The sequence below is a fragment of the Lachnoclostridium phocaeense genome, assembly GCF_959599685.1.
GTDB lineage: Bacteria > Bacillota > Clostridia > Lachnospirales > Lachnospiraceae > Claveliimonas > Claveliimonas monacensis.
Map to the genome: position 1 here is coordinate 1 of NZ_CAUGIN010000028.1, position 24,755 is coordinate 24,755.

The window sequence follows — 24,755 nt, forward strand, 5'->3', positions numbered from 1 at the left end:
GGCGTAGGATATTTGAGAGGAGCTGTCCTTAGTACGAGAGGACCGGGATGGACTGGCCGCTGGTGTATCTGTTGTTCTACCAAGAGCATAGCAGAGTAGCCAAGCCGGGAAGGGATAAACGCTGAAGGCATCTAAGCGTGAAGCCCCCCTCAAGATGAGATATCCCTACGAAAGTAGTAAGACCCCTTGAAGACGACGAGGTAGATAGGGCAGAGGTGGAAGTGTGGTAACACATGGAGCTGACTGTTACTAATCGGTCGAGGGCATAACCATAAAGGTTCGGGAGAAGAGATGGAAGATAGAGAATTTCTTGTATGTGGTTTTGAGGGTACATAATAGATGAACCAGAATGAGTCGTAAGAGACGCGTTCTGGTTTTTTATTGTGTCGCTTTTTGTTGGCCAGAGAGGGGCTCCGGGGTGTATAATATTCTCAAATACAAAAGATACGGATGATGAGGGAATGAGAAAGAGAATATTTGTACTGGCAGCTCTGGCTGTCTATCTGGAACTTGTGTTCCACCTGTATATGGGGCTGGATATGCGGTATGCCCCTGTATTTTTGTGCGCTGCGGCGGCCTGGGGGCTTCTCGCCACGGCTGTGGCCTCACTTTTGCCTAAGAAGGCCCGGCGGGCTGTGGGAGCCGTCATCACGCTTCTGATGACAGTGGTCTATATGGCGGAGTGCATCTGTAAAGTGATCCTCCAGCAGTATTATCAGATCATAGGAGGGCTGGAGACCGCCGCCGGCAATCACCTGGGAGACTACAGCGCGGCTGTGTGGGGAGCCCTGGCGGAGAATATCCCGGGTATCCTTCTTATGGTGGCGCTGCCTCTGGGCGTCTATTTCCTGGCGACAAAGGAGACGATAAAAGAGACCGAAGAGGAGGGAAGCAGCGAGGGGAAAAAAGAGAGACGGACAGAATGGAAACAGGCGGTCCTGGCATTTGGGGTGGCCTGTGTTTTTGGTGCTGCCTGTCTGGCGGCTGTCTTTCTTCTGCCCTGGAAAGGGGATATCAACCCGGCCTATCTGGCCCGGACAGACCTTTATACAGACGACCAGGTAGAACAGCTTGGCCTTGGGACCATGCTGCTGCAGGATGTCCGCCACAGCATATTCGGGACTCCCGGGGAGACGATGCCCCAGGTGGAGGAGGCGGCGGCAGAGCCGCAGGAGCCGGTGTATGATTACAATCAGATGGATATTGATTTTGAAGGACTGGCAGAGGCGGCGCCCAGCGATGAAGAGAGATGGCTCAGTGAATATTTCGGAAGTGTGCAGCCGGCACAGCAGAACGAGTATACGGGCATGTTTGAGGGGTACAATGTGATCTTTATCACAGCGGAGGGCTTCAGCGGGTATATGATAGACCCGGAGCTTACGCCCACCCTCTACAAAATGTCCACAGAGGGATTTGTGTTTAAAAACTTTTATTCTCCGCTTCATTTTACAAGTACATCGGGCGGGGAATTTCAGAATCTGACAGGGCTCTATCCGAGAGCAGGGTTTCCTGTCAGCCTGACAGAGAGCGGAAAGCAGTCCACATACCTGCCTTTTACACTGGCAAATGCATTGAACGGGGAGGGCTATACTTCCATCGGATATCATTTTAACCAGAATATGTACGGGCGGGAACTGTCCCACCCCAATCTTGGATATGAATGGCGGCAGGCAGATGCGTGTGAGCGACCGGTGACAAAGGAGACCGACGAGGGCGGCCGCGAGTACTGGCCCCAGTCGGACGACTACATGGTACAGCAGACGTTTGAGGACTATGTGGATAAAGAACCATTTAACATCTACTATCTGACCATCAGCATGCATCTTCCCTACGGGTACGACAGCAATGAGATGTCCAGGAGAAACTGGGACCAGGTGGCCTCTCTCCCTTATTCGGACAAAACAAAAGCCTACCTTGCGGCAGGGCTGGAGCTGGAGAAAGGACTTACCGATCTGGTCAGCAAACTGGAAGAGGCAGGGATCGCGGACCACACACTGATCGCAATGGCGCCGGATCATGTGCCCTACTCGGATCTGGACATTCTGGAAGAACTGGCAGGGCAGGATTTCGGTTCTGACTCGGTGGAGACGCTGGACGAGGAAAATGTGAGCCTGGATGTGTACAAGAATACCTGGATCCTATGGTCAGCTGGCATGGAGGAACCTGTGGAGGTGGAGAAAGTCTGCTCCCAGGTGGATATACTCCCCACCCTTCTCAATCTTCTGGGCGCAGAATATGACTCCCGGATGCTGGCGGGCATTGATGTGCTGTCTGACCAGGAAGGGATGGCGGTCTTTTTCTCCAGATCCTGGATCACGGACCAGGGGACTTACAGCAGATATACAGAGGAGTTTCAGCCTGCACCGGATGTGGAGATGACAGAGGAAGAAAAGAATGTGTATGTGGAAAATAAAAAGTACCTGGCGGACTGCCGTCTGCGGCTGGGAGAACTGATCATAGAGACGGATTACTACCGGAAGGCACTGCCGTAGCCTTCCGATTTTTCTGGTATTAATAGGGCCATGTAATAGTCGCATGCCTCTATTTCGGGCATATGACGGAAAAGTTATTGACATATACCCGAAATAAAACTATACTTTACAGAAGAGAAGGCGACAGTCACCAGAAAAGGGAGAGAGAAATGCGACAGGAGGAGATGAAAAATGCCAAGACCCAGAAAATGCAGACGGGTGTGTGAGTATCCCCGGACTCTTGTATTTGCTCCGGCAGGGAGCAGGAAGAAAGAGACCGTGAACATGACTGTGGACGAGTACGAGACAATCCGGCTCATCGACGACGAGGGATATTCCCAGGAGCAGTGCGGAAAGCAGATGGAGATTTCCCGCACCGCGGTCCAGCTTGTCTACGCCTCCGCCAGAAAAAAGCTGGCGAGGGCACTGGTGGAGGGGCTGACTCTCTCCATCGGCGGAGGGGATTACCAGCTCTGCCGGGGAGACGGGGACTGCGGGGCCTGCGGCGGATGCTACAAATACGCCATCAGCCGGAAATATGAAAAACCGAAGGGAGACAGGATCATGAGGATAGCAGTTACATATGAAAACGGACAGGTGTTCCAGCATTTCGGACACACGGAGCAGTTTAAGATTTACGATGTGGAGGAGGGGAAGGTCATCGCCTCGGAGGTGGCGGATACGGACGGACAGGGACACGGAGCCCTGGCAGGCGTGCTCTCTGCTCTGGGTGCGGATGTGATCATCTGTGGAGGAATCGGCGGAGGCGCCGTACAGGCGCTGACTGCCGCAGGTATACAGCTTTACGCCGGAGTGTCAGGGGATGCGGACCAGGCGGTGGAGGAGCTGCTGGCAGGAAAGCTCTCGCCTAACGCAGAGGCCAACTGCGACCACCACGGACACGGGGAAGGACACCATGACTGTAAAGGACATGGCGAGGGACATCACGGGTGCGGAGGACACGGAGAAGGGCACCACGGGTGTGGACATTAAGGAGAGTACGGGAAAAGCACAGGAAAGGCATGGGAAAAGTACGGAATTCAAATATAAGAAGATAAAAAGAGGCAGGGCGCCCTCTGCTAGCAATCAGCATGCAGAAGGCGTCCTGCCTTTTCCATTTCTTCAGCAGAAGGGGGAAGGACATCCTCCAGAGAGTAGGGGATGCCCAGCTCCTTCCACTTGTAGACTCCCAGCGTGTGGTAGGGAAGCACCTCCACCCGCTCCACATTGGCGAGGGAGCGGATAAAGGCATCCATTTCACGCAGGTCCGTCTCTTTATCTGTGAGGCCGGGGACAAGGACGTGGCGTATCCAGACCGGCACGCCCAGCTCATCAAGGAGGCGGGCCATGTCCAGGATGTTGTCATTTCCCCGGCCGGTCAGCCCAAGATGTCCCGCCGGGTCCATCATCTTCAGATCCAGGAGCACAAGGTCCACGTACTTCATCAGCTCCAGAAACCTGCTGTAAAAGGGCTCTTCCCGGGTAAAGGGGGCGCCGGAGGTGTCGAGGGCAGTGTGGACGCAGGCCTCCTTTGCCTTCCTGAAAAACTCCACCAGGAAATCTATCTGGAGCAGGGGCTCCCCGCCGCTGACCGTGATGCCGCCGCCTTTGCCCCAGTAGGGGCGGTAGCGGAGAGCCTGGGCGAGAAGCTGGTCAGCGCTCACCCTGAGAGCCTGGCCGGAGGTCAGCGTCCAGGTGTCCGGGTTGTGGCAGAAGCGGCACCGCAGGGGACAGCCCTGCAGGAAGATGAGAAACCGGATGCCCGGTCCGTCCACGGAGCCGAAGCTTTCCGTGGAGTGGACAAGGCCCCTGATCTGGCCTTTGACGCTGCCCGGCTGTGACAAATGTTCTGACAGGTGTTCCATCTGCAAGTTCCTCCTGTTTGATAGGTGAGCGATAGGCGTGTTACATGGTCTTGTGGCAGGTCCGGGCGATCACGTCCAGCTGCTGTTCTCTTGTCAGGCTGATGAATTTCACCGCATAGCCGGACACCCGGATGGTGAAGTTGGCGTACTCCTCCTTCTCGGGATGCTCCATGGCGTCAATGAGCTTCTCCACGCCGAATACATTGACGTTGAGATGGTGGGCGCCCTGGAAGAAATAGCCGTCCAGGATGGAGGTGAGATTGCGCACCCGCTCTTCCTGGGAGTGTCCCAGAGCGTCGGGGTGGATGGTCTGGGTGTTGGAGATGCCGTCCAGGGCCCACTCGTAGGGAAGCTTGGCCAGGGAGTTGAGGGAGGCCAGAAGCCCGCTTTTTTCGGCTCCATAGCTGGGATTGGCTCCGGGAGAGAGGGGTTCTCCTGCTTTGCGCCCGTCAGGCAGGGAGCCGGTGGCTTTGCCGTACACCACGTTGGAAGTGATGGTGAGGATGGAGGTAGTCGGCTCGGAATCCCGGTAGGTGTGGTGCTGGCGGATCTTCTGCATAAAGGTTTTTAAGAGCCAGACCGCAATGTCGTCCGCGCGGTCATCGTCATTTCCGTACCTGGGGAAATCCCCGATCGTCTCGTAGTCCGTCACGATGCCGTCCTCATCCCGGATGGTCCGGATTTTGGCGTATTTGATGGCGCTTAAGGAGTCCACCACATGGGAGAAACCGGCGATGCCCGTGGCAAAGGTGCGGCGCACGTCTGTGTCGATGAGGGCCATGAGGGCGGACTCATAGTAGTACTTGTCGTGCATGTACTGGATCAGATTCAGGGCATTTACGTAGAGCCCTGCCAGCCATCCCATCATGGAATCAAAGCGGTGCATCACCTCATCGTAGTCCAGATACTCGGATGTGATGGGCCTGTTTTCCGGTCCCACCTGCTCCTTGGTGCGCTCGTCCACACCGCCGTTGATGGCGTAGAGGAGACATTTTGCCAGATTGGCCCTGGCGCCGAAGAACTGCATCTCCTTCCCGGTCTGGGTGGCAGACACGCAGCAGCAGATGGAGTAGTCGTCCCCCCAGATGGGCCGCATCACGTCGTCATTTTCATACTGGATAGAGCTGGTATCTATGGAAATGCGGGCGGCGTAGGCCTTGAAGTTCTCCGGCAGACGGGTGGAGTAGAGGACCGTCAGGTTAGGCTCCGGAGAGGGCCCCATATTTTCCAGGGTGTGGAGGAAGCGGTAGTCGGTCTTTGTCACCATGGAGCGGCCGTCCTGCCCCATGCCCGCTACCTCCAGGGTCGCCCACACGGGATCCCCGGAGAAGAGCTGGTTATAGGAGGGGATACGGGCGAATTTCACCATGCGCAGCTTCATGGCCAGGTGGTCGATGAGCTCCTGGGCCTCACATTCTGTCAGTATGCCTGCGGCAAGATCCCTCTGGATGTAGATGTCCAGGAAGGTGGAGATACGCCCCACGCTCATGGCAGCCCCGTTCTGGGTCTTGATGGCAGCCAGGTAGCCGAAGTAGAGCCACTGAACAGCCTCCCGGGCGTTTTCGGCTGGCCGGGAAATGTCAAAACCGTAGGATGCCGCCATCTCCTTCATCTGCCCCAGTGCCCGGATCTGCATGGCCAGCTCCTCCCTCTGGCGTATGATGTCATCTCGCATGGAGCCGTAGCCGCAGTGGTCGAAATCCTCCTTTTTGGCCTGGATCAGAAGGTCGATGCCGTAGAGGGCTACCCGGCGGTAGTCCCCCACAATGCGTCCCCTTCCATATGTGTCCGGCAGCCCGGTGATGATCTTGCTGTGCCGGGCCTTCTTGATTTCCGGCGTGTAGGTATCGAACACGCCCTGGTTGTGGGTCGTGTGGTACTCGCTGAAAAATTTGTGGAGTACAGGGTCAGGGGTGTAGCCGTAGGTGGTGCAGGCTTCCTCCGCCATGCGGATGCCGCCAAAGGGCATGAAGGCCCGCTTCAGGGGCTTGTCTGTCTGCAGCCCCACCACCTTTTCCTGTCCCTTCAGGGCCTCGTTTATATAGCCCGGCCCGTGGGAGGTGATGGTGGAGACGATATCGGTGTCCATGTCCAGGACGCCGCCTTTCGCCCGCTCCTCTTTCTGGAGCTTTTGCAGCTCGTTCCAGAGAAGGCGGGTGGAGTCAGCCGGGCCCTCCAGAAAAGAGGCGTCCCCCTCGTAGGGCGCGTAGTTGTGCTGGATGAAGTCCCGGACATTGATCTCTTCCCTCCAGAGCCTTCCCTCAAAACCATTCCACTGTGTTTTCTGCATCATATGGTCTTCCTCCTTCATACACTGCCCGGGACCAGCCTTGCATCTGCCGGCCTGACAGATACAAAAAACGACCGTCCGGGCATACATTTTATGCCCAGACGGTCGGCTCTTATCATTCCCTATACTTCATGTGGTCCATTCCACTTCCGTCAGTCGTATAAGTACTTTCTAATATAGCATTTCCAAAATAAATGTCAAGTGAGAAATTTTGCTTACTGTATATCCTCCTGCACCTGCCGGATCTGTTTTTCCAGACTCGCAGCCGCCTCGGGAGAGAGGCTGTCAAGAAGAGACTGGATGCCCGTGCGGATCTTCTCCGGGTCGTAGGGGATTTCCAGGGCAAAGTCGCTGTAGGCGCGGATCTTCTGGAAGTAGAGGGAGGCCTCCTTCTCTTCTTTTGCGTCCCGGCACATCTGGTACATGGCCACACAGTCTGTGGCGTCCACATCGGTGCATTCTTTGCAGATCCATTTTCCAAGAAAATAATATGTTCCGCCTGCCTGGTAGATAAATCCCGGTAGGCCAAGAAGTGTCTCGAGCATGATGATTGTTCCTCCTTTTTGTGACCGCCCTGCACAGAGGGCGGGTTTCCATTCTGTATCAAGTATAGCATAAAGGAAGAGGGGCGAACATGAAAACTTGTTATTTTTCCTGCCTGCCTATATAATGAGGATACCGGGGTCCCGGGCGGGACTTCGTGATTTTTGAAATTCTTGTAAAGGGCAATGACCTGGGAGGAGGACAGACGATGGAGCTGAGCCATTTTGAGGAGAGCGGACGGGCTGTCATGGTGGATGTGACAGAGAAAAAAGACACAGAAAGACAGGCAGAGGCCACGGGGAAGATCCTTGTGAACCGACAGGTCTTTGACGCTATAAAGGCAGGCACTGTGGGCAAGGGAGACGTGCTGGCAGTGGCGCAGACAGCCGGGATCATGGGGGCCAAGAGGACCTTTGAGCTGATCCCCATGTGCCACATCCTGCCCATCACCGGGTGCCGTATCCACTTCGACATGGATGAGGAGGAGTGTGCGGTCCGCTGCACCTGCACAGTGAAGGTTACCGGCAAGACCGGGGTGGAGATGGAGGCCCTCACCGGCGTGAGCACAGCCCTTCTCACGATCTATGACATGTGCAAGGCGCTGGATAAGAGCATGGAGATCACAGAAGTCTACCTGGTACACAAGACGGGCGGAAAGAGCGGCGAGATACGCAATGAAAAGCACAGAGCTGCGCAGCAGGCAGAACAGACAGGAAAGAGGCTGAAGACATGGGATTAGAAAAAGGGATGAAGCTGATACGGACGGAGGATGCGGCGGGGACAGTTCTCTGCCACGATATTACACAGATCATTCCGGGCAAGGTAAAAGGCCCGGTGTTCCGCAAAGGGCATATTGTCCGGGAAGAGGACATATCGGTCCTTCTGTCTGTGGGAAAAGAGAATTTGTACGTGTGGGAGACGAAAGAAGGGATGCTCCACGAGAATGAGGGAGCTGAAGTTCTGCGGCAAGTCTGCCAGGGAGAGCATATGAGCCCTTCAGAAGTGAAGGAGGGGAAGATCGAGCTGACGGCAGATACAGACGGACTTTTGAAGGTAGACAAAGAGAAGTTGGACCGCATTAACGGCCTTGGGCAGATCGTCATCGCGTCCCGCCACGGGAATTTTCCTGTGAAAAAGGGCGACAAGATCGCCGGCATGCGGGTGGTGCCACTTGTCATAGAGGAGGAGAAGATGGACCGGGTGAAGGAGATCGGCGGGCAGGAGAGTATTTTCTCCCTTCTTCCCTTCCGGAAGATGAAGGCCGGCATCGTGACCACGGGAAGCGAGGTCTACCACGGCAGGATCAAGGACCAGTTCACCCCTGTGGTGAAGGAGAAGCTCCTGGAGTACGGCATGGAAGTGCCGGGCAATATCCTCTGCAGCGACGACGCCTCCATGGTGGAGGATGCTATAAATGAATGGATCGAAAAAGGCATGGATCTGGTGGTGTGTACGGGGGGTATGAGCGTGGACCCGGACGACCGGACGCCTCTTGCTATCCGGAACGCGTCGGATGAGGTGATCACCTACGGGGCTCCTGTCCTTCCCGGAGCTATGTTCATGCTGGGATACAAAAAGCGGGCGGAAGGCGGCGACATCCCGGTGCTTGGGCTTCCCGGCTGTGTCATGTACGCAAAGCGGACCATCTTTGATCTGGTCCTTCCAAGGATCGCCGCGGGAGAGCGGCTGCGACTGGAAGATTTCACGGGAATGGGAGAGGGTGGACTGTGCCTGTCCTGCCCGGTGTGCACATTCCCCAATTGTGGGTTTGGGAAGTAGGAATTAGATAGCGAAAAACAGATAATGATTGCCTGTCTGGTATTATTATGTTACCATTTAAGCAGGGAAACCGAAGCCGGGCGGCTTACCCTCTGATTAGTTGGAGGGGCAACCCTCCATTTACAAGAAAGGAGGGGATGCCAATGAATGTTACATACTCGGACTTGATCCAGTTGCTCATTTTCATTGTTGCCCTTGTCAGTCTGTGTTATCAGATTTTCAGGGAAAAGAAATAGCCGCCACTACTGCAATAGTGACGGCTGCCCGTTAGGGTAGTAAGAATTCTATTGGGGTACACCGCTTTCGGTTTCCCTTTTCTATATAAAAATATAGCATGGAAGGGCGGAAAGTTCAAGATGTGCCTTGCAAGGAAAGCCTTGATTTTGAGAGGGAGACATACTAAGATGAAAAAGAATAAAAGCAGGAGCGCAGGACGTGATAAGAAATGAAGGGAAAAGAATTCTATCAGATATTAAAAGAGAGACAGGCAGCCGGGGCCACCGATCTGACAGCTGCGACCATTCTGAAGGGAGCGGAGGCCGGAGAGAAATTTCTTCTGGAGGGAGAGGAAAAGGTCAGGGTGTTTGCAGACAGTCATACGGAGCCACAGGTGTTCATGGAGCGGCTGGGGCGAAGCCCAAAGCTCCTCGTCTTTGGCGCCGGCCATGTGTCCATGCCCATTATACGGATCGGAAAAATGCTCCAGTTCTCTGTGACTGTGCTGGAGGACCGCCCCAAATTTGCGGACCAGGCCAGGAGAGCCGGAGCGGATCGGGTGATCTGTGAACCTTTCTCCCGGGGGCTGGAGCAGGTGGAACTGGAGCCGGATACCTATGCGGTGATCGTGACGAGAGGGCACCGGTACGATGAGGATTGTCTGTACGGTGTTCTGTCCCGGGAGAAAGAGAGCGGGACTGCCTGCGCCTATGTGGGGATGATGGGCAGCAGGCGAAGAACTGCCATGGTCCGGGAGCGGATGAGGGAGCTTGGTATTGCCGAGGAGGAGATCCGGCGCCTCCACGCGCCCATTGGCCTGGCTATCGGTGCGGAGACACCGGAGGAGATCGCCGTCTCCATTTTTGCTCAGATCATCCAGGTAAAAAATGAGGCAGAGCGGACAGAAGGGTATCCCAAAGAGCTGCTGGATGCCATCCTGGAGGGTTATGGAAGCGGCGAAAAGACCGGGCGGGCTGTTCTTGCCACTATCATTTCCAGGCAGGGCTCTGCCCCGAGGAGCGTGGGGACCAAGATGCTGATCCGGGAGGACGGGACCACCCTTGGTACCATCGGCGGGGGCTGTGCGGAGAGCGCTGTCATGCAGAAGGCTTTTCAGATGATGCGGATCCCGGAGAGTCCCCGATTCCTGGTCACGGTGGTGGATATGACGGCCCGGGAGGCGGAAGAGGAGGGCATGGTCTGCGGAGGACGCATTCAGGTCATGCTGGAGGTGACAGGAAGTTGATCTTAAAGAAAGAAGGAGGAACCTACAGGGCATGTTTTTCCCTGCTTGAGGCGCTGGATCTGGGAGAACGGCGGGACGTGCGGGTCTGCGCGGCGGGAGCCGGCGGGAAGACTACGCTGTTGAAGCGGCTTGCATCGGAGTACAAAGAGAGGGGGATTCCGGCTGTGGTGACTACCACCACCCGCATGTATGCGGAGGATGATCCCCGGTTTCTGCTGGAACCCTCCCCGGTGAAGATGAGGGAGATCCTTGAGAGAGAAGGGGTAGTCTTCCTGGGAAAAAAGGACAGGAATGGGAAGATGAAAGCCCCGGAGAAGGAGTGGATGCAGGACATCCTGGATCTGCCATTTCCGGTTCTCATAGAGGCGGACGGTTCCCGGCGCCTGCCTGTGAAGGTACCCGGGGAGGCGGAGCCGGTTTTCCCGGAGGAGACGACCCATGTGGTGTATGTGTACGGCATGAGCGCCCTGGGACGCAGCCTGGAAGAGATCTGCTTCCGCCCGGAGCGGGCGGCGGCTCTTTTGGGCCGCAGGAAAGAGAGCCTGGTGGAAGAGGCGGACATTGCCCGGCTGGCCGGACATCCCCTGGGAGGAAGAAAGAGTGTCCGGGACGCATGGCCTTTCACCGTGGCGCTTACCCAGGCGGACCGCCCGGGACGGCTGGAGGCGGCGGAGCGGATCGGTCTGCTGACAGGGGAGCAGGTGCTGATCTGCTGACGAAGAGAAGGAGAATGGAGACAGGAGAGAATGAAGATACTGATCAGGGGAGCGGGAGATCTGGCCACCGGCATTGCGGCCAGACTGTACCGCTGCGGACATGAAATTCTTATGACGGAGATAAAAGAGCCACTGACTGTGAGAAGGACCGTGGCTTTTTCCAGAGCTGTCTACGAGGGGCACGCAAGGGTGGAGGACATGGAGGCTGTCCTTGCAGGAGATCTGGAGGAGGCCCGTCAGATCCTGACCCGGGGAGACATCCCCGTCATGGTGGATGAGAGAGCCGGTGTGCGGGAGACCTTCTGCCCGGACGTACTCATCGACGCCATTATCGCCAAGAAAAATACGGGGACAAAGATCACGGATGCGCCTTTTGTCATCGGGGCAGGACCGGGATTTACAGCGGGGAAGGACTGCCACTGTGTCATCGAGACAAAGAGGGGACACACCCTGGGCAGACTGATCTGGGAGGGGACAGCTATTCCCAACACAGGTGTGCCCGGCAATGTGGGCGGCTACACTATAGAGCGGCTTCTGCGGGCTGCAGAGGAGGGACGGATCGAGCCTACAGTGTCCATCGGCAGTCAGGTGGAGAAGGGGCAGATCGTGGCCTACACAGGGGGCGTGCCTGTCTATGCGGCCATGTCCGGTATTGTGCGGGGCATGCTCCAGGAGGGAGCAGAGGTGAAAAAGGGCATGAAGATCGGAGATATTGATGCCCGGTGTGAGACTGCCCACTGCTATACCATCTCCGACAAGGCTCTGGCTATCGGGGGAGCGGCTCTGGAGGCAGTGGAGCTGTACGGGAGGATAAAGGGAAAATACGGTCTTGTCATCCTGGCAGCAGGCCGGGGGGAACGATTTGGCGGGGACAAGCTGTCCAGCCAGATCCACGGCAGGCCGGTCTATCAGTATACGCTGGATCTGGCCCGCTCTTTTCCCGGCGTGGAGAAGATGATCGTCACAGGCAATGAGAGGATTGCACAGGCGGCTCTGGAGGCGGGAGTGACGCCGGTGGAGAACCGGGAGCCGGACAGGGGCATTTCCTGGTCTCTGAAGCTGGGCCTTAAAGCTATGCGGGAGAAGAAACCGGAGGTGGAGGGCATCCTGTTCTGTGTCTGCGACCAGCCCGGCCTTCGAGCTGCCACCATACAGAAGATCTGGAATCGGGCAGCAGTCAAGCGGGAGAAGATCATCTGTGCCGGCCACGAGGGGAGGAGCGGAAACCCGGTGCTGTGGCCGGGGAAGTATTTTCCGGAACTCATGGAGCTGGAAGGCGATGTGGGGGGACGGGCAGTGATGACCCGGCATCCGGATCAGGTGGAAATCGTGGAGTCCAGGGATACAGAGCTGCGCGATATAGACCGAAAGGAAGATTTAGAAGAAATCTGGGAGAGAAGATGGGGGATCTGAGCAGAGGACGGCGATCTTACGGACAGGATTGAAGTGATTTATAATACTGTAGACACTTCAAAGGCAGGCATATATGAAGTGACCTACAGGGTGACGGACAGCCAGGGCGTGAGCTCTGAAAAGACGATTAAAGTGACAGTTACGGAAAAGACGGTTCCACAGACATCGGATAAGGACGGTCAGATGACAAACGGATCGACTTCAGATAAGGGTGCGCAGACATCAGTAAAGACAGGAGATCCTGTCCATCCGTTCATATGGTCTGCGTTGTCGGCTCTGTCGTTGACAGGAATTCTGTTCGCAGTACTGCATAGGCGAAGAAAGCAGACCTGGACAAAATAGCATAGAAGATTTATCGGGCCCGCACAGCAGCCAGTGCGGGCTCTTTTTGTAGGGGGAGAACTGCCTTTAGTCATGATACTATTTCTGTTTTCGAGTTGTTTTTGAAAATAACTTGCTGTATACTGAGAATGTCTCACATGAAAGTGACAGGATGAAACATACAGACAGGGAGGTATATGAAAATGAAAAGAAACAAGATCAGTCGTCTGCTGGCAGTATCTATGAGTGTATGCCTGCTGGCAGCGGGAGTGACAGGGTGCTCGTCTTCCCAGGAGGACAGCGCGGACCAGACAGCAGAAGAGAATACATCAGAAACAGAAGGGGAGGAGACGGAGATCCTTGTGGCGGCGGCAGCCAGCCTGGAGTACGCCTATGAGGAAGAGCTGATCCCCATGTTTGAGGAAGAAAATCCGGGGGTGACTGTAAAGGGAACGTATGACAGCTCAGGAAAGCTGCAGACTCAGCTCGAGGAGGGACTGGAGGCAGACGTGTTCATGTCAGCGGCCACCCAGCAGATGGATGCCCTGACGGAGGAAGGCTTTGTTGACGGGGAGAGCGTGACAGATCTTCTGGAAAACCAGATCGTGCTCATCACATCTGCGGAAAATGAGCTGGGACTTGCGGAGTTTACGGACATTACAAAAGCAGATACCATTGCCATCGGTGATCCGGCCAGTGTTCCGGCAGGACAGTACGCCCAGGAGGCCCTCACCAGCCTGGGAATCTGGGACGAAGTGCTGGCAAAATCCAGTCTTGGGACCAATGTGACAGAAGTGCTGAACTGGGTAGCAGAAGGAAGTGCCCAGGCGGGGATCGTCTATGCCACAGACGCGGCTACCACAGACAATGTAAAGGTGATCGCCCAGGCGCCGGAGGGAAGCCTGGCAGAGCCGGCTATCTACCCGGTAGGACTTGTGTCCGCTTCTGCACACCAGGAGGAAGCACAGGCATTTCTTGATTTCCTGCAGAGTGACGAGGCGATGGCTGTGTTTGAAGCCTATGGATTTACCAGCCACGCAGTCAGTGAATAGGAAAAAGATCAGTGAAAGGAGGGGGGACAGATGGATCTTTCGCCTGTTTGGATATCGGCAAAGACAGCGTCAGTCTCCATTGTCATTACATTTTTTCTGGGAACAGCGGCGGCATTTTTCATTTTCCGGATGCGCCATGAGAGGCTGAAGATACTGTGGGATGCCATCCTGACCCTCCCGCTTGTTCTGCCTCCCACAGTGGCGGGATTTTTCCTTCTCTATATTTTCGGTGTCAGAAGGCCGGTGGGCGCATTTTTCCTGGAGTATTTCGGGGTGAAGATCGCCTTTTCCTGGGGCGCCACCGTGCTGGCCGCAGTAGCCATCTCCTTCCCCCTGATGTACCGGTCAGCCCGGGGGGCGTTTGAGCAGGTGGATCGTGATCTGCTGGATGCAGGGAGGACTCTTGGCATGTCGGAGTGGCAGATTTTCCGAAAGATCCTCATGCCCGGCGCCATGCAGGGACTTTTGTCCGGCGGTATCCTGGCTTTTGCCAGGGGGCTGGGAGAGTTTGGCGCCACGGCCATGATCGCCGGAAATATTGCGGGTCAGACGAGGACCCTTCCCCTGGCTGTCTACTCGGATGTGTCAGCGGGGAATATGGAGTCGGCAGGCAGGTATGTGCTGATCCTGGTGCTCATCTCCTTTATTGTTGTCACCGGGATGGGCTATGCAACGTATGTGTTTCAGAGATTTAGCCGGAAGGAGAACCGTTGAGGATGCTGGAGGCAGATGTTTCAAAAAAACTGAAAAGCTTTGATCTGGATGTCCGCTTTGAGGTGGAGGGAGGATGTCTGGGCATACTGGGGGCTTCCGGCTGCGGGAAGAGCATGACGTTGAAGGCTGTGGCAGGGCTTGTGAAGCCGGATCAGGGACAGATCCGCAGAGACGGACAGGTTCTTTTTGACAGCGCCCGGAAGATCGATGTTCCGCCCCGGAAAAGACAGGTGGGGTATCTGTTCCAGAATTATGCTCTGTTTCCCAACATGACGGTGGCGGAGAACATTGAAGCCGGGCTCCTTAAGGGGCGGCTGGACAGAGAGGCCCGGAAGGAGCGGATGAGGGAGCTGGTCCGCCAGTTCCGTCTGGAGGGGCTGGAGAATCAGTATCCTGCGCGGATCTCGGGAGGGCAGCAGCAGCGGACCGCCCTGGCCCGGATCTTTGCGTCGGATGCCAGGTGTATTCTACTGGATGAGCCGTTTTCTGCCATGGACAGCTATCTCAGGGAGGAGATGCAGATGGAGCTGGCCCGGATGATTCGTGAGTTTGACGGGTGCATGGTTCTCGTCAGCCACGACCGGGATGAGATCTACCGGCTGTGCAGCCATACCATGATCATGGAAAAAGGGAGAAATGTAGTCTGCGGACAGACAAAGGAGCTCTTTGACCAGCCCCGGAAAGTGGCTGCGGCCAGGCTTACCGGATGCAAGAATATTTCCAGCATACAGAAGACAGGGGATTTTCAGGTGTACGCAAAGGACTGGAAGGTCCTGCTGCACACAGAGATAAAGGTGCCGGATGCGGTCACCCACGTGGGGATCAGGGCCCACGACATCCTGCCGGCGGCAGCGGGCGAGAACGTCCCCAACCGGATCCGGGTGCTTCCTGTGGAGCAGGTGTCCTCCCCCTTTGAGTGGACGCTGATCTTTCAGAACCGGGAAGATCCCGGGGCGGGTATCTGGATGAAGAGCGACCGGAGCCAGAACCAGATTCCCGGTGAAGTGACTGTGGATCCGTCAAAGATCCTGCTTCTGGAGGAATAATATCTGTAAGAAAAAAGGCTGACAGGAGGAATTCCCTTGGAAAGAGAAGAAATGAATGGAAATGAAAACAAGAAGGAAGAGACAGGCTTCCATTTGCGGGTAAAACTGCAGATCAACACGGATGAGCCGGTCCTGGGACCGGGCGTTGCTGAACTGCTGGAACTTGTGGGGGAGACCGGATCCATGAAAGAGGCCTGTGGCCGGATGGGCATGTCTTACAGCAAGGGCTGGAAGATCATAGGCAGAGCAGAAGAGCAGCTGGGATGCGCCCTTATCCGCCGCCATCACGGCGGAAAGAGCGGTGGGAGCTGCTCCGTCACGGAAGAGAGTCTTTCTCTGGTAAGACGGTACAGAGAGCTGGAAGAGAAAGTGAAGCAGTATGCAGAACGCGCATTCCATGAGATATTTGCAGAGTTATGACCTGCTGTTATCTCATCTTGGAATTTGGATAGAGCTGCTTCATTTTTGTGTCGTCAAAGTGGGTGTCTATGATGCGCTCCCAGCCGGAAGTGGCGGCAGGGCCGCCGTCCCGTACGCCGTAGCGTATGAGCGCTGCGGCGGAGACAAGGATATTGGCAGCCATGAAGGCCACCAGGATCCAGGTGGCTATGTACCCGGCGGCTTTTGGGATCTTCTCGATCCAGGCTGCGAAGTGAGGGTAGAGCCCTTTGATCCACACGACGGCAGCAATGCCCCAGAAAAAGCAGTAGAGCAGATTGACGCGGCCGCCCAGATTGAAGGGAATCTCACTGTAGTCCCAGAAAACCTGGCCGAACACCAGCTCTGACAGGACGCTGCATGTATACTCGTAGGCGCCCCCGAGAAAGGTGCCGATGAGAAAAATGTGGCGGTCCGGTTTATCCCGGTCCTTGTAGAGAAGGGCCGTGGCCAGTACGATAGCAAAACCCCAGACAACGCTGAAAGGACCCCACACGAGACTGCTTCGGAACATCCATTCTCCGGCAGTCAGCCGGCAGAAGATGGTCTCCGTGATGTCGCCCAGCAGTGAGCCGATGAGAAAGAGCCAGAAGAGCTTGTAAAATCCGCAGCCCTCGGCAAATTTTCCCTCCCGGAGGATCTCTTCGGTCTTTTCCTGGATCACAGGGTAGGCTTTTGCCATACGGTGCTCTGCAAAGCGGATCAGGACGAGCCGCGATTGCTCTGTGCTGGAAGTGCGAAGGTGCAGCGCCGCAGCCAGGGACACCAGCGCGTCCAGGAGCACGTATCCCATCAATACCCAGACAAGGATGGAAGTGACAGGCTCCGGTATCTGCCTGTACAGAGTCATAAAGAGGGGATTGCCGCCTTTCAGGCAGATGACGCCCAGTATGCCCCAGAGGACTGTATACTGGAAGCAGATATATCCGTCAAAGTTCCATTTTTTATCTGAATAATCCCACCATTTATGATGGTTCAGCCGTTCCAGCGTCTTTCCTGTGATCCACTCTACAATGGTGGCCTGTATGGCGCAGCTGACAAACAGAAGAAAAAAGTTGTCCAGCAGCTCCGTCAGAGTCACGGTCATAAGGATGGCCCCGGCTCCGTATACGAGACAGAAGGGGCCTGTTGAAAATCCGCGGTTGATAAAGCTTCTGTTTTTGATCGTTCCCATGGCGGCCTCGATGATCCAGCCGATAAAGGAATATATGAGGAACAGCCAGAAAAGTTGTGTAAATGTGTACTCCATGATGTTTATCCTTTGTCAGTAAAATCTTTCTTTAAAAGTTGCTGATTGTTTCCATCATAATATGAGGTGGAAAGCAGGTCAAGCAAAGTCTGAAAACTTAAGAATTTCTTTATTCAAAAATAGCAGACGATCCTTTTGGCATGACAGCATATAGAGTGTGTCTATAACTGTATAGATAAAAACGATTTGTAGAAACGTATCTCCAATGCTATGATTTTGTAGGAATCGAAAGGATGGGAAGCTATGCAGAAAATCATATTTGTTTCACATTGTATTTTGAACAAAGCAGCCAAGGTGGAGCAGGATGAAAGTGAACTGAAGGAGGAGTATGAACTCCGTGCCAGACTTCTGGAAGAGATCGTCAGACAGGATGTGCAGGTTATCCAGCTGCCATGTCCGGAGTTTGTCATGTATGGATCCAGAAGATGGGGGCATGTAAAAGACCAGTTTGCACATCCATTTTACCGGGATACATGCCGGAAATTGTTTGAGCCTGTACTGATGCAGATCGAAGAATATGCCGGAAACCCGAAGAAATTTCAGCTTATTGGTATTGTCTCGGTGGAAGGAAGCCCCAGCTGTGGCAGAAGCCTCACCTGCAGAGGGGACTGGGGAGGAGAGCTGTCTGATCTTGACAAAGTTCAGAAGAAGGTGAAGAGACTGATGATGGAGCAGGAGATGGGTGTCTTTATGGAAGAGATCAGCAGAATGCTCAGGGAAAGAAATATTCAGCTTCCGATATTTACGATGCAGGAAACAGTCGCATATCTGTGCGGCGGAGAAAATGGAAAGGAATGAGTATCATGAAAACAAATAGGAAAGTATACGTAACAGCCTTCTGCGGTATCGCTATCGCAGTCAATATTGTCCTTGGAATTGTCACAAGTGCCCTTGGAATTCCGCTTTACCTGGACACACTGGGAACAGTCCTGGTGGCAGCTCTTGTAGGTCCGCTTCCGGGAGCTGTAGTAGGAGCCCTCACAAATATCATTACAGGACTTATGTACAGCGTTACAGATATCCCGTTCTGTCTCGTCAGCATTGCAGTGGCGCTGATCGTTGGATTTACTGTAAAGAAATTTAAATTTACCCTGCCGGTGGCTATCATTCTTGGTCTTGTACTTAGTGTGGTATGCCCGGTTATCGGTACACCTATCGGCATCTTTGTGTACGGCGGACTGAACGGATCTTTCTCCGATGTCCTTGTTATGGGGCTTGTGCAGAGCGGACAGTCTATCTTTGCTGCTTCCTTCCTGAGGAATATAGCATCCAATCTGATCGATAAGGTGGGAACTCTTGTCATTGCCTGGGCGATTGTGAAGTGGCTTCCAATGTCCATTATGCAGAATTTTAAGAAAGAAAAATAAAAATGATAAAAGTATCAAATCTTGTCCACTCCTATTTAAAGTATGGAAAAACTGAAGAAGATACGATTTCTGTTAAAGCGCTGGACCATGTGGATATGGAGATTGATAAGGGGGAATTCATTGCCATCATCGGGCACAATGGATCGGGGAAATCAACATTGGCAAAACATTTTAACGGGCTTCTGTTTCCGGCTGAGGGCACTGTGTGGATCAATGAGCTTCCTACCAGTGACCATAAGAATCTGGGACAGATCCGCAGGACCGTGTGTATGGTATTTCAAAACCCTGATAACCAGATCATAGGCGCAACAGTGGAAGAAGATATCTCCTTTGGACTTGAGAATATGCAGATCCCGCGGGAACAAATGCAGGACAGGATTGACCGGAGCCTGGAGGCTGTCCGGATGACCGACAAGCGTCAGGCCAATCCGGGCAGCCTTTCTGGCGGTCAGAAACAGAAGACGGCGATTGCAGGGGCGGTGGCGGTCTCCCCTGAATGTCTTGTGCTGGATGAGGCCACAGCCATGCTGGACCCAAAGGCACGCAGAGAAGTCATCGGGATCGCGCGGGAACTGAACGAAAAGCAGGGAATTACGATCATCCTGATCACCCATTTCATGGATGAAGTAACCCATGCGGATAAAATTTTTGTCATGGATCACGGGATTGTGGCAGAGAGCGGCACCCCGGAAGAACTTTTCAGGGAGCCGGAACTCTTAGAGAAGTATCGTATGGAGCTTCCTCCGGTAACAAAGCTGGCATATTCCCTCAGAAAAAAGGGCCTGCCTGTCCGTCTTCCGGTTATGGAGCCGGAAGATCTGGCAGAGCAGATGGAGAGGATATACAGAGGTGAACAGATATGTTGATGGAAATTGAAAAGCTGAACTACACATATCCGTCATCCGGCGAGGAGGCAGTACATGCTCTCCGGGACGTCACTCTTTCTATTGAGGAGGGCGAGTTCCTCGCTCTGGCAGGGCGGTCCGGATCCGGCAAAAGCACATTTGTCAGACACTTAAACGGACTTCTCCGGGCTGACTCGGGAGACATAAAATACCGGGGACAGCCCATCTATGCCAAAAAATATCCTCTGGGGAAACTCCGGCAGAAAGTTGGACTTGTCTTTCAGTATCCGGAGCATCAGCTCTTTTCCAGAACCGTTTTGGACGATGTGGCTTTTGGTCCCAAAAATATGGGGGCCGACAAGAGCCAGGCAGAGGACATGGCCAGAAAAGCCCTGGAGAAAGTGGGGATCGGAGAGGAGCTTTTTTCCTCCTCACCCTATGAGCTGTCCGGAGGGCAGATGCGCCGTGTAGCCATTGCCGGCGTCCTGGCTATGGGGCCGGAGGTACTGGTGCTGGACGAGCCGACGGCAGGACTCGATCCCTATTCAAAAAGGCAGCTCTTTGCACTTCTCAGGGAAATGCAGGGAAATGGCACAACTATAATCCTCGTCTCTCACTCCATGGAGGAGATTTCCGAATACGCGGACCGGGTTGTCGTGTTTCTGGACGGGACTGTATGTATGGACGGAAGTCCGGAGGATGTCTTTTCGCAAAAGGAGCTGCTGGATGGAGCGGGCCTGGAAATGCCCCAGATCATGGAAACTCTGTGGAAAATGCAGCAGAAGAGTATCCCCGTTGAAAGGCTTGTCTGCGATGAGGAGAAAGCGGCGGAAGAGATTTTTAACGCAGTAACAGACAGGAGAGGTGGAACAAATGCTTAGAGATATCACAATAGGCAAATATTATAATAAAGCCTCTGTCATTCACCAGATGGACTGCCGCACAAAGCTGGCAGGCACACTGCTCTATATTATAGCCCTGTTTTTTGTGGAAAATCCAATCGTGTACATTCCCTGCCTGGTCTATCTTCTGATCCTTTACAGACTTGCCGCTATACCGTGGAGTTATATCCTGAAAGGGCTGAGAGGATTTGCTCTTCTTTTGCTCTTCACCTTTGTTTTCCAGAGTCTGATTACAGATGGGAGAGCGCTTTTCTCTATAGGGATTTTTACTGTGTCTCAGGAAGGGCTTCTGAAGGCAGTCCGGCTTGTGTCCAGGATCGTTTTGATGGTTCTTATGGCCTCGCTTCTGGCCTACACGACCACGCCGACGCAGATGGCGGCGGGGCTGGAAAAAAGTCTTGGCTTTCTGGAAAAAATAAAAATACCGGTCCATGAAATGGCCATGATGGTGTCCATTGCATTTCGCTTCATTCCTGTGTTTATTGAGGAAGTCAATATTATTATGGATGCCCAGGCTTCACGGGGAGTGGATTTTCACAGCGGAAATGTGGTTAAGAGAATGGGAAAAGTTATGCCCCTCGTAGTGCCTCTGTTCGTATCTGCCATCCGCAGGTCTGCCGACCTTGCCATGGCCATGGAGGCCAGGGGATATACAGATGCAGGCAGCCGTACCAGATACAGGGAGCTGGTCTACACATCAAAGGACAGAACCGCTTATCTGGTGATCCTGGTCATGACGTCAGCGGTCATTGCTGCAGGCCTGCTGGTATAAGATATGTATATGTATAAAAAGAAACAGCGTGCAGATCGCACGCTGTTTCTTTTTATAATCTGGAAATTGGAAATCGTGATGGAAATACAAATTCGGGGCTGTTTTTATATATTTTGTATTCCGAATACAATATAGCACAGGGGGAATTCTTTGAATATATTTTTTTGATACATATATTTGGAAAATAATTGTGATCCGAGCACAAAAATGATATCCTTATATACAAAGGAGAGTTTATCTATGGCAGTTGAATTGCAATATTTGTACAGGGAGATACGCCCGGAATACGAAGTAAAACTTCACACGGCTTCCTGCTATGACAGGAAGATCAGCTGGATCCACACGGTGGAGGGCAGCGAGCTTGCCCAGTTTCTCCACGGAGACGAGCTGGTCTTTAACTCTGGACTGAATTATAAATCAGAAGAGTGGCTGAAAGAATTTTTGGAGACCATGGACAGAGCGGGAGCCGGAGGGGTGATCATCGCAGTCCGGGAAGGGAAAGAATTTCCAGGAGAGATCATCGACTGGTGCAATGAGAGAAAACTGCCTCTCTTTTCGGCTTCCTGGAAGACCCCGTACATTGACATTATGAGGAAATTTTCCGAGATCCTGCTGAAGAACGAGCAGAGGGAGACCAACCTGGTCACAGCTATGAAAAATGCCATCTTTTATCCGGAAAATGAAGAGCTCTATATGAACCATCTGGAACGGAACGGATTCCCCAGGGATCTCTCCTACACAGTCATCATCATGAGCTGTCACGCCTACGATACGGAGCGTGGAAACCGCCTGCTGGAGGACATTCAGAGAAAACTGCATTTTTCCATGGAAAAGACCATCTTTTACGAGGAGGAGGGAAAGCTGATCATCCTGGCAGCGGGCTGCCGGGGAGAATGGCTCCGGGATCAGTTCCGAAGGCTGTCCGGAGAAGACCCCAACCTCTATATCGGAGCCGGCACCACAGTGGGCCGCATGAAAGATATCCACCGGTCCTACGAGAATGCTTACACCGCCTACCAGCTGACAAAGACGACCATCCCCAGGAACTTTCTGGCCTACGATGAGCTGGGGATCTACAAGATCCTCACAGATGTGAAAGAGACAGCCATCTATCCGGATTTTGTCCGGGAAGTGCTGGGAAAGCTGATGGAGTATGACAGGGAGCACAGGACAGAATATGTAAAAATCCTGAAAGCCTATTTTGAAAACGACTGCAGCACAGTCTGCACAGCGGAAGCGCTGTACTGTCACAAAAATACCCTGACTTACAAGCTGAACAAGATCAAAGAAGTGCTGGGATATGATATACTTAGCAATGAGAACAGGGTCAGGATCATGGTGGCCTTTTATATTCTCCAGTTGGAGACAGGGGATTTTTAGTACACGGACTGAAAAAGGTAAGAGGAAAGGAGAAGAAGAAATGTCAAAAGAAACGGTATGCTGCTGTATTGAACACCACGCAGTGCTGTTTGCCCTTATGGCCAAACATGGGGTGGAACTGTGCGGGGAAAGGGGGAGAGAGTCCATCCTTAAAGGCATGACCATCTACGGGAAGGAGCGCGGACGCCGGATGGCCTGGAACGCCCGCCAGCGGGGAGATGAGATAAACACGTTGACGAACCAGGCCTACGGGGAGTGGAAGCCGGATTACGACGGACAGATGGAATTCGGACAGATCGGCATCCAGCCTGCCCTTCGGACGTACATCTCAAAATGCGCCTGGTGTGACGCATGGAAGAAGCATGGCCTTACGGAGTACGGGAAACTCTACTGTGTCAATGTGGACAATGCGGTGTACCAGGGCTATCAGGACACCTATGTCTGTACTCAGATGACAGAACCCATGAGCTGGGGCGGGCAGCGCTGTGAGTTTGACTGGGGGTGTGCCCTGACACCGGTGGAAAATGAGGCTCTGGCGGCCAAGAAGAGGGAGCTGGGCACTTCCTGTATGAAAGATTTTACGTTCCACACGGCCCACATAAAGGCTGCCATCAGCCGCACGCTCATTCAGGATTTGGGTGAAGACGGACAGAAGGCTGTGGACATGGCGCTGGCAGAGTTTGCCGGCATGTTCGGCAGGGAGTATCTGGACGTGCTGGAGCGAGTCCCGCAGGAGGAGATCTACCCGGAGGGAGCGTTTCCGGAGGGCCCGCTCAAAGAATGAGAATAGAAGTGAGTTGTAGAAGAGAAAGGAGAGGGATATGGACCATATAGAGAAGGAGAATCGGATCGCAGTCTGGCTGGCGGATCACCGGGAAGATGTGATCCGGACTGCGGACTATATTTTCCAGCACCCGGAGACCGCCTACAAAGAAGAGCTTTCCAGCGCCTGCCTGGCCGCCTTTTTGGAGAAAAATGGTTTCCAGGTGGAGGAGAAGACAGCGGGGATAGACACTGCGTTTACCGCTGTCTGGGGAGAAGGGAGGCCGCGCATCGGGTTCCTGGCAGAGTATGATGCCCTGCCGGAGCTGGGCCACGCCTGCGGACACAACTTGCTTGGCGCCGGGGCTGCAGCGGCAGCCTGCGCCCTGAAGGCGGATATGGAAAAGACAGGCGCGCCGGGGACGCTGCGGGTATACGGATGCCCGGCAGAGGAGATCATGTCCGGAAAGATCGCTATGAATCAGGCTGGGGTTTTTGACGATCTGGATATTGCGGTGACATGGCATCCCTTTGACAGAAACCGGGTCAGCAATGACATCTGGCAGGCCCAGGACATCAAGAACTACACATTTCACGGGGTAAGCGCCCACGCTTCCCGGTCCCCGGAGGATGGCAGGAGCGCCCTGGATGCGGCGGAGCTTATGAATGTGGGCGTCAACTATCTGCGGGAGCATGTGCCCACAGATGTGCGGATGCACTATGCCTACAGAGACAACGGACAGCCGGCCAATGTAGTCCCGGATCTGGCGAAGACCAATTATTTTATCCGCTCCAGCTTGCGGGCGAGGACGGAGGACGCCTCCCGGCGGGTGGATGACTGTGCCAGGGGAGCGGCTCTTATGACAGGGACCACGGTGGAGATCGAGCTGGTGGCAAGCTGCAGAGAGATGAAGATCGACCGGGGACTGACAGAACTGTATTATGAGGCTATGACTAAGGTCCCCACGCCGGTGTACACAGAAGAGGAACTGGAGTTTGCTGGCCGGATCAGCCAGGAGGCGGGGCTGGACAATGGCGGAGAGTACTTCCGGGGGCTGGAGCCTTTAGAGGATGAGCCGGTGCCCATCTCCATCGGGACAGACGCTGCGGAAGTGAGCCACACGGTTCCCCTCATCACCCTCAGCGCTGCCACCATGTGCAGGGGAACGCCCCTCCACCACTGGGCAGCAGCCCGGCAGGCAGGGATGAGTATCGGCCAGAAGGGCATGCTGTACGCGGCCCGGTGCATGGCGGAGGGAACGAAGCTGTGGATGGAAAGGAATACCGAAAAAAATTATTTTGAAAAAAGGACAAAAAAGAATCAGGAGGGAATGATACTATGATCACAAAGAAAATCGGATGGATCGG

The 24,755-nt window shown here is 54.2% G+C and carries 23 protein-coding genes, 1 rRNA gene, 1 pseudogene and 1 riboswitch; of the genes and pseudogenes, 21 read left to right on the forward strand and 4 right to left on the reverse strand.

Annotated elements, in window-relative coordinates:
- From Q5911_RS11690 to Q5911_RS11700, 3 genes are all read left to right on the forward strand, one after another.
- A 23S ribosomal RNA gene (locus Q5911_RS11690) occupies positions 1-273 on the forward strand; the annotation flags it as partial.
- Positions 274-461: 188 nt separating this feature from the next.
- Complete coding sequence (locus Q5911_RS11695) at positions 462-2,492, forward strand: LTA synthase family protein (protein ID WP_303182972.1); 2,031 nt, start codon at positions 462-464, stop codon at positions 2,490-2,492.
- A 171-nt stretch (positions 2,493-2,663) separates the two neighbouring features.
- Positions 2,664-3,464, forward strand: coding sequence for a DUF134 domain-containing protein (locus Q5911_RS11700; protein ID WP_303182974.1), 801 nt, complete (start codon positions 2,664-2,666; stop codon positions 3,462-3,464).
- 86 nt (positions 3,465-3,550) lie between these two features.
- Here Q5911_RS11700 and pflA read toward each other — a convergent pair whose 3' ends face one another.
- The 3 genes from pflA to Q5911_RS11715 form a co-directional block, all read right to left on the reverse strand.
- On the reverse strand, positions 3,551-4,336 hold the full coding sequence (gene pflA, locus Q5911_RS11705) for a pyruvate formate-lyase-activating protein (protein WP_303182975.1): 786 nt from the start codon (positions 4,334-4,336) through the stop codon (positions 3,551-3,553).
- A 40-nt stretch (positions 4,337-4,376) separates the two neighbouring features.
- Positions 4,377-6,629: a formate C-acetyltransferase gene (gene pflB, locus Q5911_RS11710; protein WP_303182977.1), complete on the reverse strand. Its 2,253-nt coding sequence runs from the start codon at positions 6,627-6,629 to the stop codon at positions 4,377-4,379.
- Positions 6,630-6,714: 85 nt separating this feature from the next.
- Positions 6,715-6,796, reverse strand: a riboswitch (ZMP/ZTP riboswitch).
- 45 nt (positions 6,797-6,841) lie between these two features.
- On the reverse strand, positions 6,842-7,171 hold the full coding sequence (locus tag Q5911_RS11715) for a hypothetical protein (protein ID WP_303182979.1): 330 nt from the start codon (positions 7,169-7,171) through the stop codon (positions 6,842-6,844).
- 206 nt (positions 7,172-7,377) lie between these two features.
- Here Q5911_RS11715 and moaC point away from each other — a divergent pair, with 206 nt between their 5' ends.
- From moaC to Q5911_RS11765, 10 genes and pseudogenes are all read left to right on the forward strand, one after another.
- The gene (moaC, locus tag Q5911_RS11720) at positions 7,378-7,908 is read left to right on the forward strand and encodes a cyclic pyranopterin monophosphate synthase MoaC (protein WP_076778992.1); all 531 of its coding nucleotides are present in this window, start codon (positions 7,378-7,380) and stop codon (positions 7,906-7,908) included.
- A gap of 8 nt (positions 7,909-7,916) precedes the next feature.
- The gene (locus Q5911_RS11725) at positions 7,917-8,948 is read left to right on the forward strand and encodes a molybdopterin-binding protein (protein WP_303183021.1); all 1,032 of its coding nucleotides are present in this window, start codon (positions 7,917-7,919) and stop codon (positions 8,946-8,948) included.
- 445 nt (positions 8,949-9,393) lie between these two features.
- A complete protein-coding gene (locus Q5911_RS11730; RefSeq protein WP_303182981.1) occupies positions 9,394-10,410 on the forward strand; it encodes an XdhC family protein in 1,017 nt (338 codons plus the stop codon).
- Entirely contained in the window at positions 10,407-11,126 is a 720-nt protein-coding gene (yqeC, locus tag Q5911_RS11735) for a selenium cofactor biosynthesis protein YqeC (RefSeq protein ID WP_303182983.1), read from the forward strand. Before Q5911_RS11730 ends, yqeC begins: the two co-directional genes overlap by 4 nt.
- 30 nt (positions 11,127-11,156) lie before the next feature.
- On the forward strand, positions 11,157-12,539 hold the full coding sequence (yqeB, locus tag Q5911_RS11740) for a selenium-dependent molybdenum cofactor biosynthesis protein YqeB (protein WP_303182985.1): 1,383 nt from the start codon (positions 11,157-11,159) through the stop codon (positions 12,537-12,539).
- Between the two features lie 15 nt (positions 12,540-12,554).
- Positions 12,555-12,881: pseudogene (locus tag Q5911_RS11745) on the forward strand (immunoglobulin-like domain-containing protein); the annotation flags it as partial.
- 197 nt (positions 12,882-13,078) lie between these two features.
- Positions 13,079-13,912: a molybdate ABC transporter substrate-binding protein gene (gene modA / locus Q5911_RS11750; protein WP_442913485.1), complete on the forward strand. Its 834-nt coding sequence runs from the start codon at positions 13,079-13,081 to the stop codon at positions 13,910-13,912.
- A gap of 30 nt (positions 13,913-13,942) precedes the next feature.
- A complete protein-coding gene (gene modB, locus Q5911_RS11755; RefSeq protein WP_076778975.1) occupies positions 13,943-14,626 on the forward strand; it encodes a molybdate ABC transporter permease subunit in 684 nt (227 codons plus the stop codon).
- Between the two features lie 2 nt (positions 14,627-14,628).
- Positions 14,629-15,672, forward strand: coding sequence for a sulfate/molybdate ABC transporter ATP-binding protein (locus Q5911_RS11760; protein ID WP_303182990.1), 1,044 nt, complete (start codon positions 14,629-14,631; stop codon positions 15,670-15,672).
- A 36-nt stretch (positions 15,673-15,708) separates the two neighbouring features.
- Positions 15,709-16,092, forward strand: coding sequence for a winged helix-turn-helix domain-containing protein (locus Q5911_RS11765; protein WP_303182991.1), 384 nt, complete (start codon positions 15,709-15,711; stop codon positions 16,090-16,092).
- A gap of 7 nt (positions 16,093-16,099) precedes the next feature.
- Here the strand turns inward: Q5911_RS11765 and Q5911_RS11770 are convergent, their stop codons facing one another.
- On the reverse strand, positions 16,100-17,359 hold the full coding sequence (locus Q5911_RS11770) for a putative ABC transporter permease (RefSeq protein ID WP_076778969.1): 1,260 nt from the start codon (positions 17,357-17,359) through the stop codon (positions 16,100-16,102).
- Positions 17,360-17,602: 243 nt separating this feature from the next.
- Between Q5911_RS11770 and Q5911_RS11775 the strand changes: the two genes are divergently transcribed.
- From Q5911_RS11775 to Q5911_RS11810, 8 genes are all read left to right on the forward strand, one after another.
- The gene (locus Q5911_RS11775) at positions 17,603-18,157 is read left to right on the forward strand and encodes a CD3072 family TudS-related putative desulfidase (RefSeq protein ID WP_303182992.1); all 555 of its coding nucleotides are present in this window, start codon (positions 17,603-17,605) and stop codon (positions 18,155-18,157) included.
- A gap of 5 nt (positions 18,158-18,162) precedes the next feature.
- The gene (locus Q5911_RS11780) at positions 18,163-18,726 is read left to right on the forward strand and encodes a CD3073 family putative ECF transporter S component (protein ID WP_076781015.1); all 564 of its coding nucleotides are present in this window, start codon (positions 18,163-18,165) and stop codon (positions 18,724-18,726) included.
- 2 nt (positions 18,727-18,728) lie between these two features.
- The gene (locus Q5911_RS11785; protein ID WP_303182994.1) at positions 18,729-19,592 is read left to right on the forward strand and encodes an energy-coupling factor transporter ATPase; all 864 of its coding nucleotides are present in this window, start codon (positions 18,729-18,731) and stop codon (positions 19,590-19,592) included.
- Complete coding sequence (locus tag Q5911_RS11790; RefSeq protein ID WP_303182996.1) at positions 19,586-20,452, forward strand: energy-coupling factor transporter ATPase; 867 nt, start codon at positions 19,586-19,588, stop codon at positions 20,450-20,452. The genes Q5911_RS11785 and Q5911_RS11790 overlap by 7 nt, the downstream gene beginning before the upstream one ends.
- Positions 20,445-21,245, forward strand: coding sequence for an energy-coupling factor transporter transmembrane component T family protein (locus tag Q5911_RS11795; protein WP_281725540.1), 801 nt, complete (start codon positions 20,445-20,447; stop codon positions 21,243-21,245). Before Q5911_RS11790 ends, Q5911_RS11795 begins: the two co-directional genes overlap by 8 nt.
- 240 nt (positions 21,246-21,485) lie before the next feature.
- Entirely contained in the window at positions 21,486-22,625 is a 1,140-nt protein-coding gene (locus Q5911_RS11800) for a PucR family transcriptional regulator (protein ID WP_303182999.1), read from the forward strand.
- Between the two features lie 40 nt (positions 22,626-22,665).
- Positions 22,666-23,409 carry an L-2-amino-thiazoline-4-carboxylic acid hydrolase gene (locus Q5911_RS11805; protein ID WP_076778824.1) on the forward strand — a complete coding sequence of 248 codons (744 nt, stop codon included), beginning with the start codon at positions 22,666-22,668 and terminating at the stop codon, positions 23,407-23,409.
- A gap of 37 nt (positions 23,410-23,446) precedes the next feature.
- Positions 23,447-24,730, forward strand: a complete 1,284-nt coding sequence (locus Q5911_RS11810; RefSeq protein WP_303183002.1) for an amidohydrolase — start codon at positions 23,447-23,449, stop codon at positions 24,728-24,730.
- Positions 24,731-24,755 lie beyond the last annotated feature (25 nt).